The organism is Nonomuraea montanisoli (assembly GCF_013363975.1).
GTDB lineage: Bacteria > Actinomycetota > Actinomycetes > Streptosporangiales > Streptosporangiaceae > Nonomuraea > Nonomuraea montanisoli.
Map to the genome: position 1 here is coordinate 64255 of NZ_JABWGN010000023.1, position 18484 is coordinate 82738.

Sequence of the window (18484 nt, forward strand, 5' to 3'; positions counted from 1 at the left end):
GAGCGCAACCGGGACGCGAACCCGTTCCCTGTGCCGTACACCCGCCCCCCGCCTGACGCCCGGTCCGCCCCTCTCTCTAATCGACCCGATTGATCGGCGCCTGTAAAGGACATGGCCTGGTTCGGACACCACGGGGCCGCAATTCTGGAGAAACGTGCCCCACATAGGGTTGACCCCATGGAATACACCCGACTCGGCTCAACCGGACTGAAGGTGTCCCGGATCTGCCTCGGCATGATGAGCTTCGGCGATCCGGCCAAGATGGAGTGGACGCTGCCCGAGGAGCAGGCGGAGCCGCTCGTCCGCCGCGCGGCCGACGCCGGTGTGACGTTCTTCGACACCGCCGACGTCTACAGCGCCGGCGCGAGCGAGGTGGTCACCGGCAACCTCCTGCGCAAGATCTTCCCCAGCCGCGAGGACTACGTGCTCGCGACGAAGGTCTACTTCCCGATGGGCAAGGGCCGCAACGACCGGGGCCTGTCGCGCAAGCACATCCACGCCTCGATCGACGCGTCGCTGCGCCGGCTCGGCACCGACTACGTGGACCTCTACCAGATCCACCGCTGGGACGACGAGACGCCCATCGAGGAGACGATGGAGGCGCTGCACGACGTGGTCAGGGCCGGCAAGGTCCGCTACATCGGCGCGTCCACGATGTGGGCGTGGCAGTTCGCCAAGGCGCAGCACGTCGCCGAGGTCAACGGCTGGACCAGGTTCGTGTCCATGCAGCCGCACTACAACCTGCTCTACCGCGAGGAGGAGCGGGAGATGCTGCCGCTCTGCCTGGACCAGGGCGTGGGCGTCATCCCGTGGAGCCCGCTGGCGCGCGGCGTGCTGGCCCGCGCCGGACAGGACGCGGCCACCGCGCGGGCCGGTTCGGACCCGCGCATCGGCTTCCTCTACGAGCCCGACAACGACCAGCTGATCATCGACCGGGTGGCGCGGATCGCCAAGGAGCGGGACCTGCCCCCCGCGCAGGTCGCCCTGGCCTGGGTGCTCCAGCAGCCGGCGATCACGGCCCCGATCGTGGGCGCCACGAAGGACCGGCACGTGGACGACGCGGTCGCCGCGGTGGACGTGCGCCTCTCGGAGGAGGAGCTGGCCGCGCTCACCGAGCCGTACCGGCCACGCGAGGTCCGCTTCTGACGGCGCGGACGCGCGCTTGACGGCATGGACGCGCGCTTGACGGCATGGACGCGCGCTTGACGGCGTGGGCGCGCGCTTGACGGCGTGGGCGCGCGCTTCCCGCCAGGCCGGCGGGGACGTCTGACAGACTCCGGGCCATGGCGGACGCGATCAGGCCGGGCGGCGAACAAGGCGGCCTCCCGGCGGACGCGATCAGGCCGGGCGGCGAACAAGGCGGCCTCCCGGCGGACGCGATCGGGCCGGTCGGCGAGAGTGGACGGGTGCGCGTCGGCATCCTCGGTCCCCTGACGCTGGACACCGCCACCGGCCCGGCGTGGGTCGGCGGCGCGCGGCTGCGGGCGTTGCTGGCCCGCCTGGCGCTCGACGCCGGGCGGGCCGTCCGGCCGGCGACCCTGGTCGAGGCGCTGTGGGGAGAGGCGGACCCGGCCGGCCACCTGCACGCGCTGCAGTCGCTGGCGTCCCGGCTGCGACGCGTCCTGGGCGACCCCGGGCTGCTCGCCTCGGGCTCGGCCGGATACCGGCTGGCCGTCGAGCCGGAGGCGGTCGACGCCGCACGGTTCGAGCGGCTGGCCCGGGCGGGCCGGCGCGCGCTCGCGCTGTCCCGGCCGGCGGAGGCCGCCGCCACTCTGCGCGAGGCCCTGAGCCTGTGGCGCGGCCCGGCCCTGGCGGACGTGCGTGAGGCGCCCTTCGCCGCCGCCGACGCCGAACGGCTCGAACGGGCCCGCCTGGCCGCCCTGGAGGACCGGGTCGAGGCCGAGCTCGCGCTGGGCCACGACCTCGACCTCGTGGCCGAGCTGGAGTCCCTGACCGCCGCGTACCCGTTGCGCGAACGGCTGCACGCCCAGCTCGTCCGCGCCCTGGCGCTGAACGGGCGCGGCGCCGAGGCGCTGGCCGCCTACGAGCGGATCCGCGGCCTGCTGGCGGACACCTTCGGCGCCGATCCCGGACCACAGCTCCAGGAGGCCCACCTGGCGGTGTTGCGCGGGGAGCTCCGTGAGCACCCCCGCCCCCGCCGTACGCACGGCAACCTGGACGTCCCGCTCACCAGCTTCGTGGGCCGCGACGACGACGTCCGCCGCGTGACCGGCCTGCTCGGCCGGGTCCGGCTGGTCACGCTGGTCGGTCCCGCGGGAGCGGGCAAGACCCGGCTGGCCGGCACCGTCGGCCGGCGGCTCGCGCCGTCCGGCGGGGTGTGGTTCGTCCCGCTCGCTCCGGCCGGCGCCGACGACGTGCCCCGCGTGGTGCTCGACCTGTTACGGGCGCGCGAGCAGGGCGTCCCGCCGCGGCCCGTCCCCCCGGAGGCGGTCCTGGACCACCTGGCCGACACGCTCGCGGACGGCGAGCTGGTGCTGGTGCTCGACAACTGCGAGCACGTGGTCGAGGCCGCCGCGACGCTCGCCGCGACGCTGCTCGGCCGCTGCCCGCGACTCCGTGTGCTGGCCACCAGCCGGGAGCCGCTGCGGATCGACGGCGAGACCCTGCACCCGGTGCTCCCGCTGGAGCTGCCCGAGCCGGGCGCGACGGCCGAGCGGGCCCGCGCCTGCGCGGCGGTCCGGCTGTTCCACGACCGGGCCGCCGCGGTACGGCCGGACTTCGCGCTGGAGGGCGGCGCGCTGGCGGCGGCGGTGGAGATCTGCCGCCGCCTGGACGGCCTGCCGCTGGCGATCGAGCTGGCCGCGGCGCGGCTGCGCGCCCTGCCGGCCGAGGCGGTCGCGGCCCGGCTGGACGACCGGTTCCGCCTGCTCACCGGCGGCAGCCGCACCGCGCTGCCACGGCACCGGACGTTGGACGCCGCGGTGGCCTGGAGCTGGGACCTGCTGGACGGCGACGAGCGGCTGCTGCTGGAACGACTGTCGGTCGTACCCGGCGACTTCACCGAGGACACGGCGGCGGCGATCGGCCGGTGGGACGGCTTCACCGAGCACGCGGCGGCGGTCGGCGGTCGGGGCGGTTCGATCAAGGACGCGGCGGTCGGCGGGCGGCGCGACGTGCGGGATCTGCTGGCGGCGCTGGCCGACAAGTCCCTGCTGCACCCGGTGGAGCCCGCCGACCCGGTCGAGCCGCGCTACCGCATGCTGGAGACCATCCGGGAGTACGGCCTCGCGCGGCTGGCCCGGCGCGGCGAGGTCGACGCCGTACGCGCCCGGCACGCCGGGTTCTTCCTGCGGCTGGCCGAGACCGCGGACCCGCACCTGCGCACGTCCGGCCAGCTACGGTGGCTGGCCCGCCTGTCCTCGGAACGGGACAACCTGTCGGCCGCGATCCGCTGGGCGGTCGAGTCCGGCGACGCCGCCCTGGCGGTCCGCTTCGGCGTCGCGCTGTGCTGGTTCTGGTTCCTGCGCGACCACCCGCCGGAGTCGCTGGACCTGCTCGGCCGCGTGCTCCAGGTCCGCGGCCCGGCCGAGCCGCGGGCACGCGCGCTGGTGCTCGCCGCGCACGCGCTCGCCATGACCGAGGCCATCAGCAGGCCGGAGGAGGCGGAGGCGGCCTTCGACCGCATCCGGGAGGCGCTGGAGCACGCCGCACCTGGCAGTCACCCTGTCGTCGAGATGGCCCGTTTGGCGCTCGCCATAGGCGCGGGCCACGATCCAGCCGCCCCGGCCCCAGCCGCCCCGGACGCGTCCGGGGCGCCGGACGAGCCGACCGACCCCGTGACATTCGGCTCGGCGAGCGAGCCGACCACCCCTGACGCGTTCGGCTCGGAGGACGCGCCAGCCGGTCCGGTCGTGTTCGGCTCGCTGGACGAGTCGGCCGTCCCAGATGCGTCCGGCTCGCCGGACGCGTCGACCGCCCCGTGGAGCCGGTCGCTCGCGCTGCTGCTTCAAGGCGTCCTGGCCATGAACACCGGGCGCGCCGCCGAGGCGACGCGCGTGCTGAAGCGCGCGCTGACCGGCTTCGAGGAGCTCGGCGAGCGGTGGGGGCTGGCGACCACGCTGAGCACCCTGCACTCGGCGCTGCTGCGGTCCGGCGAGCCCGGCGGCGCGCCTGAGCCGGCCGAGCGGGCCACCCGGCTCTTCCGGGAGCTCGGCATGGCCGAGCACACCATGGAGAACGAGGTCGCGGCCGCGCTGCGCCTGGCCGAGACCGGCGACGTGAACGGCGGGCGGCGACGGCTGGCGGACCTGCTCGGTCAGGCCGGGCGGAACGGCTCGGCGGAGTCGCTGGTACAGGTGCGCCTGGGCCTGGCGCGGCTCGAGTGGCGGGCCGAGCAGCCCGGGGCGGCCCGCGAACACGCCCTGGCCGCCCTGGCCGAGGCGTCACCCGGCCGGTCGACCCCGCACCTGACCGCGTTGCTGCTGGGCGTGCTCGCCCAGGCGGACGCCGCGGAGGGCTCATTGGACGAGGCGCTGCGCCGGCTCGACCACCCGGCGGTGCACCTGACGCTGACCTGGCACACACCGGTCGCGGCCTCGGTCGCGGTGGCGGTCGCGGCGATCGAGCTGGGCCGCGGCCGGCCGGAGCGGGCGGGACGCCTGCTCGGGGCCGCCACCGCGTTGCGGGGCTGGGACGATCCTGGCGACGCCGACGTGCGGATGACCGCACAGCGGGCCGCCGACGTCCTCGGCGCCACCGGGCTCGCGGCTGCGCGCGTCGCGGGTGCGGCGATGTCGCGGGCCGAGGCCGAGGCCCTGGTGTCCGCGACCATCACCGCCCCCGGACCCCACCGCCCCGTTCAGCCCACGTGAGCCGCACCCGACGTCGCGCCCCGGTCAACCGGCGGGAGCCACAACGGAGACGAGCAACCCCGCACACCGGTCACCCCTCGGGCGGCGCGGATGGCACGGTAGGCGCAGGCCGCACGGTCGGCGCGGAGGGCGCAGGCGGTGCGGGAGGCGCAGACGGTGCAGGAGGCACGGAGGGCACCGATGGAGCAGGAGGCGGAACTGCCGCAGAGGGCGCGGGCGGCGCGGGCTTGCCGAACATGGCGCAGGTCACGGCGGTCTGGAGCTCTCCGGCGGCCTCGGCGATCTTCGGGTCGGCCGCGAACTCGGACCAGAACTCCGTAGAGACCAGGACGCTCGCCGTCCGGCCGCCCGCGCGGTCGGTCAGGTTGGCGGTGAGGTACCCGGGCATGCCGCCGTCGTGACCCCAGAACGTCCCGCACGGATGGGGACCGGTCTGGACGCCAAGCCCGTATCCGGGCCCGTCGGGCCTCTTCGGATCCACCGGGACGGTTGTGCGCATCTGCGCGAGCTGGGCGGCGGGCAGCAACCGGCCGGACATCAGCGCGCGGTAGAAGCGCGACCAGTCCCGCGCGGTGGACACCACCGCCCCGGCCGCCCCGCCCCACCCGGGGCCGTTGCCGGAGACGTCCACGTTTCCGTGCCGGCGCGTCCCGGCGACGTGCCTGAACGCGGCAGGCACGCCCGGCGGCATGTGGGCGGCGTCCGGTTCGTAGCCGCGGGCGTGGGGGCCGCGCCAGGTGGGGTCGGTGGCGTAGTACGTGTGGTCGAGGCCGAGCGGCCGGGCGATCCGGTCCCGGACCAGATCGGCCAGGCCCGTCCCGGTGGCCTGCTCCAGGACGGCGCCGATCGCGGCGTAGTTGGTGTTGCTGTACGACCATCCGCGCCCGGGTTCGAACAGCGGATCATGCTTCACGCCCAGGGCGAGCAGCTTCGCCGAGGTCCACCGCCGCCGGTCCGTGCCGAGGAACGACGGCCTGATCGCGGGGTCCTCGGTGTAGTCGTACAGGCCGCTGGTGTGGTTGAGCAGCATGCGCAACGTGATCGCCTCGCCCCCGGGCACCTTGCCCGGCAGCCACTTCTCCACCGGGTCGGTCAGGGCGAGCCGGCCCTCGGCGGCGAGTTGCAGCACGAGCGTGGCCATCATGGTCTTGGTGTTGGACCCCATCCGGAACTCGTCCCCCGCCTTGAGCAGGTGGTCCGGCCTGGTCCACGGGGCCTGCTCGGCGATCTCGACCGGCGTCCCACGGCCGTCGTCCACCCGCACGATCACACCGGGCGCGCCGGCGTCCACCAGCTTCCGCGCCAACCGCCGCAGTTCCTCGCCGAGCTCGACCCGCTGATCGACGCCCAGCTCGACCCGCTGATCGGCGCGCAGCTCAGCGGCACCGCGCCAGGCCGCGGGCGTCGCGGCGGCGGGAGTCGTGGCAGCGGCGGGAGTCGCGCCGGTCGTCGCCGCCAAGCTGACCGCCAGCGCCGAAACCATGACCATGCGCGCCCGGCGCGGACGCACCGCACGATCCGCAAAAAGCAGTACACGTAGGGACATTGACCCGTTCCTCCGGGTGATAGGTGACGCGGACGTCCCCACCCTCAAGCCCCCCGCTCACAAACCGCACTCAGCGCGCTGTCAGCCGCCGGGCGCCCCCGCTCGGTCGGGGCCGGAAGTGTCGGTGGCGGCTTCTAAGCTTTGGCCATGGCACGTGCTAACGAGGAAGCGGCGGCTGCGCTGCAGGAATACGCCGAGCTGTTCGCGCTGACGGGCGGCGACGCCTTCCGGGTGCGCAGCTACCAGAAGGCCGCCAAGGCCATCGCCGGCTTCCCCGAGGACATCTCGGCGGTCGACGTGCGCTCCGTCCCGGGCGTCGGCGAGGCGATCGCGAAGAAGATGGAGGAGTTCCTGCAGCGCGGGAGCTTCCGGCAGCTCGACGACCTGCGCGGCCGGGTCCCCGAGGGGGTGCTGCGGCTGACGCGCGTGCCGTCGCTGGGCCCGAAGACCGCGATCATGCTGTTCGAGGACTTCGGCATCGACTCCCCCGGCGCGCTGGGCGAGGCCATCGCGGCGGGCCGGCTCGACGGCGTCAAGGGCCTCGGCGCCAAGACCCTGGCCAACCTCGCCAAGGGCGTCCAGCAGCTCGAACAGTCCGGCCGGCGCGTCCACATCGGCGTCGCCATGTCCCTGGCCGAGCAGGTGATGGCGTCGCTGACGGCCGAGCGGATCACCTACGCCGGGTCGCTGCGCCGCATGAAGGACACGATCGGCGACATCGACATCCTCGCCGTGGCGCCCGAGTCGATCATGGAGGAGTTCCGGGCGCAGCCGTACGTCGCGGAGGTGATCGCCGCCGGTGACAAGAAGACGTCGGTCCGCACCACCTCCGGCGTCCAGATCGACCTGCGGGTGGTGCCCGCCGGCTCGTGGGGCGCCGCCCTGCAGTACTTCACGGGCTCCAAGGAGCACAACGTCGCGGTCCGCGAGCTGGCGGTCAAGAAGGGCTGGAAGCTGTCGGAGTACGGCCTGTTCGAGGGCGAGCGGGTGATCGCCGCCGAGACCGAGGAGGACATCTACGCCGCGCTCGGCATGCAGTTCGTCCCGCCGCCCATGCGTGAGGACGGCGGCGAGGTGCGCGCGGCGCTGCGCGGCGAGCTGCCCGAGCTGGTGCGCCTGGAGGACCTGCGGGGCGACCTGCACACCCACACCGACCTGACCGACGGCATCGCCTCGCTGGAGGACATGGTGGCCGCCGCCGAGGCGCGGGGTTACTCCTACTACGCGGTCACCGACCACGCGCCCGACCTGGCCATGCAGCGCATGACGCTCGACAAGGCGCTGGAGCAGCGCGAGCGGCTGGCCAAGCTCCAGGAGCGGCATCCGGGCATGCGGCTGCTGCACGGCACCGAGCTCAACATCGCGCCCGACGGCTCGGTCGACTGGCCCGCCGAGGTGCTGCGCGACTTCGACGTGTGCGTGGCCTCCGTCCACTCCCACTTCGGCATGCCGCGCGACGAGATGACCCGCCGCTTCATCGCCGCCTGCGAGAACCCGTACGTCGACATCATCGGCCACCCCACCACCCGCAAGATCGGCAAGCGTGACCCGGTCGACGCCGACTGGGACGCCGTCTTCCGCGCCGCCGCCCGCACGGGCACGGTCATGGAGATCGACTCCTATCCCGACCGCTCCGACCTGCCGGCCGACCTGGTGCGGCTGGCCAAGCACCACGGCGTGAAGTTCTCCATCGACAGCGACTCCCACGCCATCCCGCACCTGGCGCACCAGCGCTACGGCGTCGGCATCGCGCAACGGGCCTGGCTCACCACCGACGACGTGATCAACACCTGGCCGCTGGAGCGGCTGCGGGCGTTCCTGCGGCCCTGACGCCCGCCGGGGTCGCGGGATTCCGGGGCGTCGCGGCGTAAGGTGAAGACGACCCGGCTCTCTCCCCGGGAGCGAGCCGGTCCTGTCGATCCCTCGGCATCGGGAGGGCGCATGACGGCGAAGGCGTTCGCCTCGTCGGCCGACATGGCGGACAAGCGGCAGACCCTGGACGTGCTCGCGGACGGCGTGTACGCGTTCACCGCCGAGGGCGATCCCAACGCCGGCGCGATCGAGGGCGAGGACTTCCTCGTCTGCTTCGAGGCGCTGGCCACGCCCGTGGCGGCGGGCGAGTGGCTGGCCCGGCTGCGCGAGCACACCCGCAAGCCGGTGCGCTACCTCGTGCTGTCGCACTACCACGCCGTACGGGTGCTGGGCGCGAGCGCGTTCGGGGCCGACGTCGTCGTGGCGCACGACAAGACGCGGGAGCTGATCGCCGAGCGCGGCAAGGAGGACTGGGAGTCGGAGTTCGGGCGGATGCCGCGCCTGTTCAAGGAGCCGGACAGCATCCCGGGCCTGACGTGGCCGGCGCTGACCTTCTCCGAGCGGCTCACGATCGACCTCGGCGGCGGGCGCGGCGACCTCGTGCTGTGGCACTGCGGGCGCGGCCACACCGAGGGCGACCTGGTGGCCTGGCTGCCGGAGCGGCGCATCCTGTTCGCCGGCGACCTGGTGGAGGCCCAGGCCGCCCTCTACACCGGCGACGCCTTCCACCGCGACTGGGCCACCGGCACGCTCGACCGGATCGCGGCGCTGGGGGCCGAGACGCTGGTCGGAGGTCGCGGCGCGGTCGCCCAAGGGCGGGAGGCGGTGGACGCGGCCGTCGCGCAGACGCGGATGTTCCTGGAGGTCATGATCCGGGAGGTGGGCGCGGTGCGTGACGCGGGCGGCACGCTCAAGCAGGCGTTCGAGGCGGTGCACGAGCGGCTCGCGCCCCGGTTCGGCGGGTGGCCGATCTTCGAGCACTGTCTGCCGTTCGACGTCTCGCGGCTGTGGGACGAGCTGTCCGGCGTCGAACGCCCCCGCATCTGGACGGCGGCCCGCGACCGCGAGGTCTGGGACCTCCTCCAGGGCTGAGCGACGATGCCGGCCGACGAACACCCACTCCGCGACCTCGCGCCCCGCGCCGCGCCGCCTTCCCCGGCAGCGGACGTGGCGACGCGAGCAGTCGCGACACCGCAGCATGAGGTGGAGTCGCGAGCTGATGCCGGGTCGCGAGCTGATGCCGGGTCGCAAGCTGATGCCGGGTCACAAGCTGAGGCCGAGTCGCGAGCTGAGGCCGAGTCACAAGCTGATGCCGGGTCACGAGCTGGGGCCGGGTCGCGAGCGGACGTGGCGCCGCGAATCGGCTCGCTGCCGCGACCTGGGGCGCTGCGGGCCGGGGTGGTGCCGGAAGGGAAGGCGGCGTCGCTTCCCGTGGTCGTGATCGGGGCGGGGCCGGTGGGGCAGACGGCGGCGCTGCTGCTGGCCCGCTGGGGGCTGCCCGTCGTGGTCCTCGACCGGGCGTCCGGCCGCGTCCGCGCCGGGTCGAGGTCGATCTGCCAGCAACGGGACGTCCTCGACGTGTGGGAGGCGGCCGGCTGCGCCGCGATCACCGCCGAGGGGCTGACCTGGACCACCGCGCGCACCTACTACCGCGACCGCGAGCTGTTCGCGTGGAGCTTCGACCCGGGCCGCTCGCCGCTGCCGCCGTTCGTGAACATCTCGCAGGCCCGGACCGAGGAGCTGCTGGACGAGCGGATCGCCGCGACGCCGCTCGTCGACGTCCGGTGGGGGCACGAGGCGGTCGCGTTCACCGAAGACCCCGGTGGTGTCACCGTGCGGTGCGCGGACGGCTCGGAGGTCCGGGGCTCGCACGCGATCGCCTGCACGGGCGCCCACGGCGGCGCCGTCCGGGACATGCTCGGGGTGTCGTTCGACGGGGAGACGTTCGAGGAGCGGTTCCTCATCTGCGACATCCGGGCCGACCTGCCCGGCTGGGAGCGGGAGCGGCGTTTCCACTTCGACCCCACCTGGAACCCGGGACGCCAGGTGCTCATCCACCCGTGCCCCGGCTCGACGTACCGCATCGACTGGCAGGTGCCGCCGGATTTCGACCTCGCCGCCGAGGAGGCGTCGGGCGGGCTCGACCGGCGGATCCGGATGATCGTGGGTGACCGGCCGTACGAGCTGGTGTGGCGGACCGTGTACCGCTTCCACGCCCGGGTGGCGGGGCGGATGCGGGTCGGCCGGGTGCTGCTGGCGGGCGACTGCGCGCACCTGGTGGCGCCGTTCGGGGCCCGGGGGCTGAACTCCGGGGTGCCGGACGCGGAGAACGCCGCCTGGAAGATCGCTTTCGTCCGGCATGGGTGGGCGCCGGAGGAGCTGCTGGAGACGTACGAGGTGGAACGGCGGGCGGCGGCGCTGGAGAACCTTGAGGTGACGGGGGCGACGATGCGCTTCCTGGTGCCGCGCACGGAGGAGGGGCGGGCCCGCCGCCGCGAGATCCTCGAACGCGCCGCCCGCACCTGCCCGGACGGCCGTGAGGACGGGCGCGACGCGTGTGACCGCTCGGACTTCGGTGAGGCCGCGTGGGACACCGACGAACGCGCCAGGCACGGACGAGACACGAACGGGCACGCCACGCACGGACGGGACACGGACGGGGACGACATGGACGTGCGCGACGGCGACTGGCGTGGCACAGACACGCGCGACGGCGACTGGCGTGGCACAGACGGACGCGACGTAGACCGGCGCAGCACAGACGCGCGCGACGCAGAACGCCGCGACACAGACGGGCATGACGCAGAACGGCGCCACACAGACGGGCATGACGCAGAACGGCGCGGCACGGACGGGCGCCCCGACGCCGACGAGGCCGGCAAGGCTGGGGAAGCGGTGGCTGTGAAAGCGGCGGCAGCGGAAGCGGTGGCGGCGGAAGCGGTGGCGGCGGTGGACTCGGGGCGGTTCGCGGAGCCGTTCTGGTATCTCGACTCGCCGCTGACGACCCGCGCACCGGGACGGACGTTCACCGGGCGCCCGCCGAGAGGAGAGTCGCCGGCCCCGGTGCCCGGTGTCATCGTGCCCGATGCGCCGGTCTCCGTCCCGGGACGGCCGGAGGTGACCAGGTTGCGGCAGCTCTGCCGGGACGGGTTGCTCGTCCTGCTCACCGAGGGCTGCGACCGCGAGAGGCTCACGGCGGCGGCGCGGGACGCGGTGCGGGCGCCGGTCGCGGTGGTGACGGTGGAGGAGATCGACCCGGCCGGAGACGTGCGCAAGGCTCTGGAGGCCAGGCCGTGCGAGGCATGGCTCGTCCGCCCCGACGCCCACATCGCCGCCGTCCTCACCGCCCCCGACCCGGCCGCCCTGGCGCAGGCCGCCCGCCGCTCCCTCGGCCACCCTTCCTGACCGCTCTCCCGGCCGCCCTTCCTGACTGCCCTCCCGGCCGCCCTTCCTGACTACTCCCCCGGCTCCTCCGCCCGCGCCTTCGCCGGTCGCCGCCGTCGACCAAACCGTCGAGACCGTCGGACGCCTCGACATGGCCTACAACAACGCGGGCATCCAGATCCCGCCCTGTGACGCCGCTGGCGAGGCGGGCGAGGCCGAAGCCGGCCTGCCCGTCAACCGGCTCGGGACCGCCGAGGAGGTTGCGCATGCCGTGCTGTGGCTGCGCAGCCCCGGAGCCGGCTTCGTCGTCGGCGTGGCCCTGCCCGTCGACGGCGGCTACGTCGCCCGCCGACCAGCCGGAAGGGCCGGTCCGACGCGACCGGTCGTCAGCTCGCGAGGACCGCGCGCAAGGCGGCCGCGTACGCCTTCGGGTGGGTGGTGTTGCCGTTGTGGCCGCCGGGGAACTCGCGAAGCTCCGTGTCGAACAGACCGGCCAGCGCGGCGGCGCACTTGTGGTCGAAGACGGCGCGCGGTGTGGTCCGGCCGGTCACGGGGACGATGCGCGTACCGGTGTTCTTGAGCGCGGCGACGTCGATGGTGTCGCCGATGACGGCGGTGAAGTCGCGCTCGATGAAGAAGCGGAAGTTGGCGACCCGCTGAGGGGTCAGCGGCTGCGGGGTGACATCGGGCTCGGCGTCCGGATGGGCGGGGTCGATGCCCAGCACCTCGGCGATCAGCTTGAAGGCGGCGGGCAGGCCCTCGCGCCGGTAGACGTCCTGGATCTGCTCCAGCTCACGTTCGTGGTGGGCGCGCTGGTCGGCCGGGAGGAGCCGGGGCGTGACGGGCTCGTGGGCGACGAGCAGGCCGATCTGCCCGGGGTGGTCGACGGCCAGGTGCAGGCCGATCGAGGCGCCGAGGCTGCACCCGAGCATGAGCGCCGGCTGGTCCGTGAGCTCGGCCAGCAGGCGGTGCACGTCGTCGGCGTGCTCGGCGATGGTCACGCCCTGGTCGGGGTCGTCCAGGGTGCTGCGGGACAGGCCGCGGCGGTCGTAGGTCACGACGGTGTGGTCGGCGACGAGCTGGTCGACCAGGTCGACGCTCCGCCTGGCGTCGCCCTCGCCGCTCTGGGAGATCAGCAGCAGCGGGCCGGTCCCCCGGACCTCGTAGTACAGGGTGGCGCCCGGCACGCGCAGGGTGCTCGTCGTGAAGGCGGTGTCCATGGGATGTCCTCTCGGGCCGGGGGCGGTGCGCCCCGATGGCTACGATCATGACACATCATTTTTGATACATCAATACTGATGCATCCGATGTGATGCGTCACTGTCGATCATGAACGGCCTCCCGAGGGTCCGGGCGGGTGCTGACAGCCCGCCGCCGGTTCGCTGTCAGCACCACCGCCGGCTGTCAGCACCACCGCCGACGAGATCGGACGCGACCGGGTCAGGCCCTCGCGAACAGAGCGTCGAACTGGGCCTTGCCCTCACGCTCCAACCACGTCTCGAAGTCCATGAGCCCCGGATGCAGCGCCCGCAGCGCCGGGATGTCGGCCCGCCACCCTCCGAACGAGTCCACGGCCTCCATGTCGCCCGCACCGAGCCCGAGCGCCGCGCGCCGCTCGGCCGGGATGGGCTCGACGTCGACGGGACGGCCCGTGGCGCGGCTGATGGCGGCCACCAGATCGGCGCGGGACAGCTCGTCGCCGGCCAGCTCCAGCGCCCGCCCCACGTAGCGATCGGGGTCGGCGAAGGCGAGCGCGGCGAACGCGCCGATGTCCGTGACGGCGATGAGCTGGACCGTCGCCCTGGGCGGGATGACGCGGACGAGCGCCGCGTCGCCGGTCACGCCGTAGTGCGGCCGCGCGTGGTTCTCCATGAACATGACGGGACGCAGGATCGTGGCGGGCAGGCCCAGGGCGCGGATGTGCTGCTCGATCTCCCACTTGGTGTTCCAGTGCGAGATGCCGGAGTCGCGGTCCGCGCCGCCGACGGAGGCGTAGACGAGGTGCCGCACGCCGGCCGCGTGCGCGGCGTCGGCCACGTTGACGCCGAGCCGCACCTCCTCCTCGACGCCGTGCGGCGGCCCCGCGGCCGGCTGCACGCTGAACACCCCGTGGGCGCCGCGCGCCGCCTCCGCCAGCGAGTCGCGGTCGCCCATGTCGCCGGGCACGAGCTCGGCGCCCGCCTCCGCCAGCCGTCCGGCCGCCGGAGCGCCCGGGTCGCGCACCAGGGCCCTGACGCGCCAGCCCGCGGCCAGCAGCGCGCGTGCGGTGGCGCCGCCCTGCTGGCCGGTGGCGCCGGTGACGAGCACGGTTCGATCGGTCATCGTCTCTCCTTGGTAGATTATGCGGAGCGATGCTCCGGAACATACGGAGCAGTGCTCCGGTTGTCAACTGCGAAGGAGAGCCCTGCCGTGCCCGAGGCGCTACGCGCGGACGCCCGCCACAACCACGACCAGCTCCTCGCCGCCGCCCGCGCAGCCTTCGCCGAGCACGGCACCGAGGCGTCGCTGCGCGACATCGCCCGCCGCGCCGGCGTCGGGATCGGCACGCTCTACCGGCACTTCCCCACCCGGGAGGCGCTGCTCCAGGCCCTCATGCGCGCGCGGTTCGACGCGCTGGGACAGCGCGCCTCCGGGCTGCTCGCCGAGCCGTCGCCGCGCGAGGCGCTGCTCACCTGGCTCGAAGAGGTGGCGGCCGGGTCGGCGACGTACCGGGGGCTGCCGGAGTCGGTCATGACGGCGCTGCGGGACGAAGGGTCGGAGCTGCACGCCTCCTGCGCGGCGATGCGCGAGGCGGGCGCCCGCCTCCTCGAGAGGGCCCAGGCCGAGGAGGCCGTGCGGGCGGACGTGACGATCGAGGAGCTGCTGGCGCTGGCGGCGGGCACGGCGTGGGCGGGCGAGCAGTCACCGGGACGACCGGAGATGGCGCGGCGCCTGCTGCGCCTCGCCATGACAGGTCTGGCCGGCTGACGACCTCGCCCTCTGACGGCTCCGCGCGGAACGGCCCCCTTGCCGGCTCCGCGCGGGACGGCCCCTTGCCGGCTCCGCGCGGGACGGCCCCTTGCCGGCTCCGCGCGGGACGGCCCCACTCGCCGGGTCCACACGGAACGGTCCGCTTGGCGATTCCTTGCGGAACGGCACATGGAACAGGGACGCCGACTGTGATTACATGGTTTTCCAGTAGGAAATAAAGACTGTGGAGGTGGTGCCCCGTGAAGCAGGCCGTGACCACGATCGTCAAGCCCCTCCCGGACCACCTGTTCCGCCTGCACGACGGCAACGCCGAGATGCGCTGGGAAGCCATGGCCGGCGTGGGCTACCACACCCCGAACGACCGGTTCTTCGTCCGCAACCACACTTGTACCCCGCTCATCGACGCCGCCACCTGGCGGCTGCGCATCCACGGCCCCGGCGTGCGATGTCCCGGCGAATACACCTACCCGCAACTGCTGGCCATGCCCGCGCGGACGATCGACACCGCGATCGAGTGCGCCGGGAACGGCCGCAGCCTCTACGACACCCAGCAGCACGAACCGGCCCCCGGCGCGCAGTGGGGGCTCGGCGCGATCGGCGTGGCGCGCTGGCGCGGCGTGCCCCTGTCGTACCTGCTGCGCCAGGCCGGCGTACGGCCCGACGCGGTGGACGTGGTGGCGCGCGGGCTCGACGCGCCGTTCGAGGACCACGGCCGGGTACGCCGGCCGCTGCCCGCCGCCAAGGCCATGGACGACGTGATCGTCGCCTACGAGATGAACGGCGAGCCGCTTCCGCCCGATCATGGTTTTCCGGCGCGGCTGGTGGTTCCGGGGTGGGCCGGAATAGCGTCGATCAAATGGCTCGGCGATCTGGAGGTGGCCACCAAGAAGATCTTCACCCCCTGGAACACCTTGTTCTACCGCGATATCACCACGCAGCCGGTCAAGAGCGCTTTCGAGCTCGCCTGGGACGCCGTGCTGCGCCTCGGCGTCCCGCACGTCCTGCACGGTCGGTCATGGTCGGGGCGCGGCCGGATCACCCGCGTGGAGGTGAGCCTCGACGGCGGCCGCACCTGGCGCCAGGCCGAGCACCACGGCCGTCGCCTGGTCGGAGCCTGGTTGCCGTGGCACATCCAGTGGGCGCCGCGCACGCCCGGGCGATACGTCCTCATGGCCCGCGCGACCGACGAGACCGGCGCGACGCAGCCGCTGATCACTCCCCGTCACCCCTTCGGCTATCACTTCGACGCCGTCGCGCAACATCCCATTCACGTTGTCAGCGGATAGAAAAATGTCACGGAACCCGAGTGAGCTGCGCATTCTCCATTCACCCGTGCGGGTACGGTGAATTCATCTGAAAGACTCGCGCGGAAACCCATCCGACATCGGCCCGTGTGATGCTGACCGCACGCGACCACGAGGAGATGAGATGCGCCAGCTGACCGCACTCGACGCGCAGTTCCTCAACGTCGAGTCCGCGACCACCACGGCACACGTGGCGGGGCTGGCGATCCTCGATCCGGCGGACGGCGCGGTCACCCGCGACGCGCTGGCGGGGTTGCTGCTCGACCGCATCCACCTGTCGCCCGCGCTCAGCCTCCGCCTCGTCCCGGTGCCGTTCGGCCTCGACCATCCGTACTGGGCGGCGGATCCCGCTTTCGACATCGCGAACCACCTGTTCGAGACCGTGCTGCCGGAGCCGGGCGACCAGCGGCGGCTCGCCGACGAGGTGGCGCGGATCCACGCCCGGCGGCTCGACCGGGCGCACCCGCTGTGGGAGATGCACCTCATCCGCGGGCTGGCGGGCGGCCTGGTCGCGGTGTACACGAAGGTGCACCACGCGGCCATCGACGGCGTCACGGGGGCGGAGACGCTCGCCGCCCTGCTCGACCTGGCGCCGGGCGAGCGCCGCGCGACCGCGTCACGGGCCGGCGCCACGGTCGTCCCGCTGCGCGCCCCCGCCGGGACGCGCGGCCGCGGCGCGGGCCGCGCCGAGAAGCACCCCCCGAGCGCCGCCGCCGAGACACAAGCCCCGGATGCGAGCCCCGCCCGGACACACGGCCCGACCACTGACCCCGCCCGGACACACGGCCCGAGCGCCGACGCCGCCCGGACACACGGCCCGAGCGCCGACCCCGCCCAGGCACACGCCCCGAGCGCCGACCCCGCCCAGGCACACGCCCCGAGCGCCGATCCGGCCGACGACGAGGGACCGGGTCTGGTGCGGATGCTCGCCGGGGCCGCCCTGCGGAACGCCACGCAGCCCGTACGAGCCCTGCGCTCCGTGGTCCGCGCCGCCACCGACCTCGACGCCATCCCACTGGTCTCCACGCTGCCCGGCGCCGGCCTGATCGCCCGTACGGCCAGGCTCGTGAGCGGTGACCGGCACGAGCGTCCCGAGGTGCCGCGGCTGGCCGCCCCGCGCACCCCGTTCAACGGCCCCGTCAGCGCCGAACGGCGCGTCTCGTTCGGCTCGGTCCCGCTCAAGGACGTCAAGAGCGTGGCCAAGGCGAACGGCATCAGCGTCAACGACGTCGTCATGACCCTGTGCGCCTCGGCCCTGCGGTCGTGGCTGGTGGAGCGGGACGCGCTGCCCGAGGAGCCGCTGGTCGCCGCCGTGCCCGTCGCGGTGCGCGCGGGCGACGCCCGCGAGGGCATGGGCAACCACATCTCCGCCATGGTCGCCCCGCTCCCCACGAACGTGGCCGGCGCCCGCGAGCGCCTGCGCGAGACGGGGGCGGCGATGCGCGCGGCCAAGCGCAGGTTCGCCCAGGCGCCGGCCTCCTGGCTGGAGGACCTGTGCTCGGTGCTGCCCGCCCCGGTCACGACGCTGGCCACGCCGGCGCTCTTCCGGCTGGCGTCGGTGGCCTTCCCGCCGGTCAACATCATCGTCAGCAACGTGCCGGGCCCGCAGTTCCCGCTGTACCTGTGCGGGGGCCGGGTGCTGTCGTACTACCCGCTGTCGGTGGTGAGCGACGTGAGCGGCGGGCTCAACATCACCTGCTTCTCCTACGACGGCATGCTGGACTTCGGTGTCGTCGCCTGCCCGGAACGGGTCGACGACGTGTGGGGGCTGCTCGGCCACCTGCGGGCCGCGCTCGACGAGCTCCTGGACCTCGACCGCGACTGAGCCCGGTCGCGGCGCCTACGCCCTGCGGCTGGACGAGGTGCTGGACGCGCTCGGCATCGCCGGCGCCCCGATCGTCGGCATCTCACTCGGCGGCCGGATGAGAGGGCCGCCAGGCGAGGGAGTGGGCCGCTAGGCGAGGGAGTGGGCCGCTAGGCGAGGGAGTGGGCGATGAGCTCGGCGACGGCCTCGGGGTCGAGCTGGTGGCCGGTGAGCTGGCAGAGGGTCTCCTGGTAGAGCAGGACGGCGGCGAACGTGGCCGCCGCCACCTCCAGCCGCGCGGCGTCGCCCCGCGCCCCCGGCAGCGCCAGCTCCAGGGCGAAGCGGGCGCGCCGGATCAGCTCCCCGTTGAGGCGGCCGAGCCGTTCGCGTACGGACCCGTGGGTGTCGGCCTCGCGGAACAGGATCCGCCGCATCGCCGGCGAGGCCCGCAGCGGCAACCCCCGCGCCAGCCGGGAGAGCGTGCCGGCCGGGTCGCCGGGGACGGCGTCGACGTCGCGGCCCTCCTCCACGAGCGTGCGCTCGTCGACCAGCGCGACGAGCACGTCGATCTTGTGCGGGAAGTAGTGAAAGACGAGCCCCTTCGGCACCTGGGCCAGCCGGGCGATGACGGAGGTGGGGGTGGCCTCGTAGCCGCCTCCGGCGAACAGCTCCTCCGCCGCGTCCAGGATGCGCGTCCGCGCGTCACCGTTCACCACAGCGGAACCATAACCTCCGCCTGTTCCGGCCCGCCATCCCGTCACGGCGAGACCGTCGTCCCGCACCACTAGTGAGACATTTATGTATCATGTGCGACAACGATGTCTCATGCTGC

12 protein-coding genes and 1 pseudogene are annotated in these 18484 nt (G+C 74.0%); 9 read left to right on the plus strand and 4 right to left on the minus strand.

The window, feature by feature from the left end; genetic code table 11:
- Window positions 1–177: 177 nt before the first annotated feature.
- On the plus strand, window positions 178–1146 hold the full coding sequence (locus HTZ77_RS41320) for an aldo/keto reductase (protein WP_175595244.1): 969 nt from the start codon (window positions 178–180) through the stop codon (window positions 1144–1146).
- A 137-nt stretch (window positions 1147–1283) separates the two neighbouring features.
- On the plus strand, window positions 1284–4832 hold the full coding sequence (locus HTZ77_RS41325) for an ATP-binding protein (RefSeq protein ID WP_205304600.1): 3549 nt from the start codon (window positions 1284–1286) through the stop codon (window positions 4830–4832).
- A gap of 70 nt (window positions 4833–4902) precedes the next feature.
- Here the strand turns inward: HTZ77_RS41325 and HTZ77_RS41330 are convergent, their stop codons facing one another.
- Window positions 4903–6342, minus strand: coding sequence for a serine hydrolase domain-containing protein (locus HTZ77_RS41330; RefSeq protein WP_328809070.1), 1440 nt, complete (start codon window positions 6340–6342; stop codon window positions 4903–4905).
- Window positions 6343–6525: 183 nt separating this feature from the next.
- Here HTZ77_RS41330 and polX point away from each other — a divergent pair, with 183 nt between their 5' ends.
- The 4 genes and pseudogenes from polX to HTZ77_RS41350 form a co-directional block, all read left to right on the plus strand.
- Window positions 6526–8208: a DNA polymerase/3'-5' exonuclease PolX gene (polX, locus tag HTZ77_RS41335; RefSeq protein WP_175595246.1), complete on the plus strand. Its 1683-nt coding sequence runs from the start codon at window positions 6526–6528 to the stop codon at window positions 8206–8208.
- 111 nt (window positions 8209–8319) lie between these two features.
- The gene (locus HTZ77_RS41340) at window positions 8320–9282 is read left to right on the plus strand and encodes an MBL fold metallo-hydrolase (protein ID WP_175595247.1); all 963 of its coding nucleotides are present in this window, start codon (window positions 8320–8322) and stop codon (window positions 9280–9282) included.
- A gap of 294 nt (window positions 9283–9576) precedes the next feature.
- Window positions 9577–11595: an FAD-dependent monooxygenase gene (locus tag HTZ77_RS47075; protein ID WP_235995958.1), complete on the plus strand. Its 2019-nt coding sequence runs from the start codon at window positions 9577–9579 to the stop codon at window positions 11593–11595.
- 130 nt (window positions 11596–11725) lie between these two features.
- Window positions 11726–11902 (plus strand): annotated as a pseudogene (locus tag HTZ77_RS41350) (hypothetical protein); the annotation flags it as partial.
- Between the two features lie 58 nt (window positions 11903–11960).
- Here the strand turns inward: HTZ77_RS41350 and HTZ77_RS41355 are convergent.
- Both HTZ77_RS41355 and HTZ77_RS41360 read right to left on the minus strand, forming a co-directional pair.
- On the minus strand, window positions 11961–12794 hold the full coding sequence (locus tag HTZ77_RS41355) for an alpha/beta fold hydrolase (RefSeq protein WP_175595248.1): 834 nt from the start codon (window positions 12792–12794) through the stop codon (window positions 11961–11963).
- 220 nt (window positions 12795–13014) lie between these two features.
- Window positions 13015–13896 carry an NmrA/HSCARG family protein gene (locus HTZ77_RS41360; RefSeq protein WP_175595249.1) on the minus strand — a complete coding sequence of 294 codons (882 nt, stop codon included), beginning with the start codon at window positions 13894–13896 and terminating at the stop codon, window positions 13015–13017.
- A gap of 87 nt (window positions 13897–13983) precedes the next feature.
- Between HTZ77_RS41360 and HTZ77_RS41365 the strand changes: the two genes are divergently transcribed.
- The 3 genes from HTZ77_RS41365 to HTZ77_RS41375 all read left to right on the plus strand — a co-directional run bounded on the left by HTZ77_RS41365 (window position 13984) and on the right by HTZ77_RS41375 (window position 17673).
- Window positions 13984–14541: a TetR/AcrR family transcriptional regulator gene (locus HTZ77_RS41365; protein ID WP_175595250.1), complete on the plus strand. Its 558-nt coding sequence runs from the start codon at window positions 13984–13986 to the stop codon at window positions 14539–14541.
- Between the two features lie 242 nt (window positions 14542–14783).
- Window positions 14784–15830, plus strand: a complete 1047-nt coding sequence (locus HTZ77_RS41370; RefSeq protein WP_328809071.1) for a sulfite oxidase — start codon at window positions 14784–14786, stop codon at window positions 15828–15830.
- A gap of 142 nt (window positions 15831–15972) precedes the next feature.
- Window positions 15973–17673: a wax ester/triacylglycerol synthase domain-containing protein gene (locus HTZ77_RS41375; protein WP_175595251.1), complete on the plus strand. Its 1701-nt coding sequence runs from the start codon at window positions 15973–15975 to the stop codon at window positions 17671–17673.
- 149 nt (window positions 17674–17822) lie between these two features.
- Here the strand turns inward: HTZ77_RS41375 and HTZ77_RS41380 are convergent, their stop codons facing one another.
- A complete protein-coding gene (locus tag HTZ77_RS41380; protein WP_328809072.1) occupies window positions 17823–18368 on the minus strand; it encodes a TetR/AcrR family transcriptional regulator in 546 nt (181 codons plus the stop codon).
- Between the last annotated feature and the right edge of the window lie 116 nt (window positions 18369–18484).

Bases quoted from the DNA above. Each gene is read 5' to 3' on its own strand.
- HTZ77_RS41360 (WP_175595249.1), bottom strand. From the start codon at position 13,896: ATGACCGATCGAACCGTGCTCGTCACCGGCGCCACCGGCCAGCAGGGC.
- HTZ77_RS41375 (WP_175595251.1), top strand. From the start codon at position 15,973: ATGCGCCAGCTGACCGCACTCGACGCGCAGTTCCTCAACGTCGAGTCC.
- HTZ77_RS41355 (WP_175595248.1), bottom strand. From the start codon at position 12,794: ATGGACACCGCCTTCACGACGAGCACCCTGCGCGTGCCGGGCGCCACC.
- polX (WP_175595246.1), top strand. From the start codon at position 6,526: ATGGCACGTGCTAACGAGGAAGCGGCGGCTGCGCTGCAGGAATACGCC.
- HTZ77_RS41325 (WP_205304600.1), top strand. From the start codon at position 1,284: ATGGCGGACGCGATCAGGCCGGGCGGCGAACAAGGCGGCCTCCCGGCG.
- HTZ77_RS41320 (WP_175595244.1), top strand. From the start codon at position 178: ATGGAATACACCCGACTCGGCTCAACCGGACTGAAGGTGTCCCGGATC.
- HTZ77_RS41340 (WP_175595247.1), top strand. From the start codon at position 8,320: ATGACGGCGAAGGCGTTCGCCTCGTCGGCCGACATGGCGGACAAGCGG.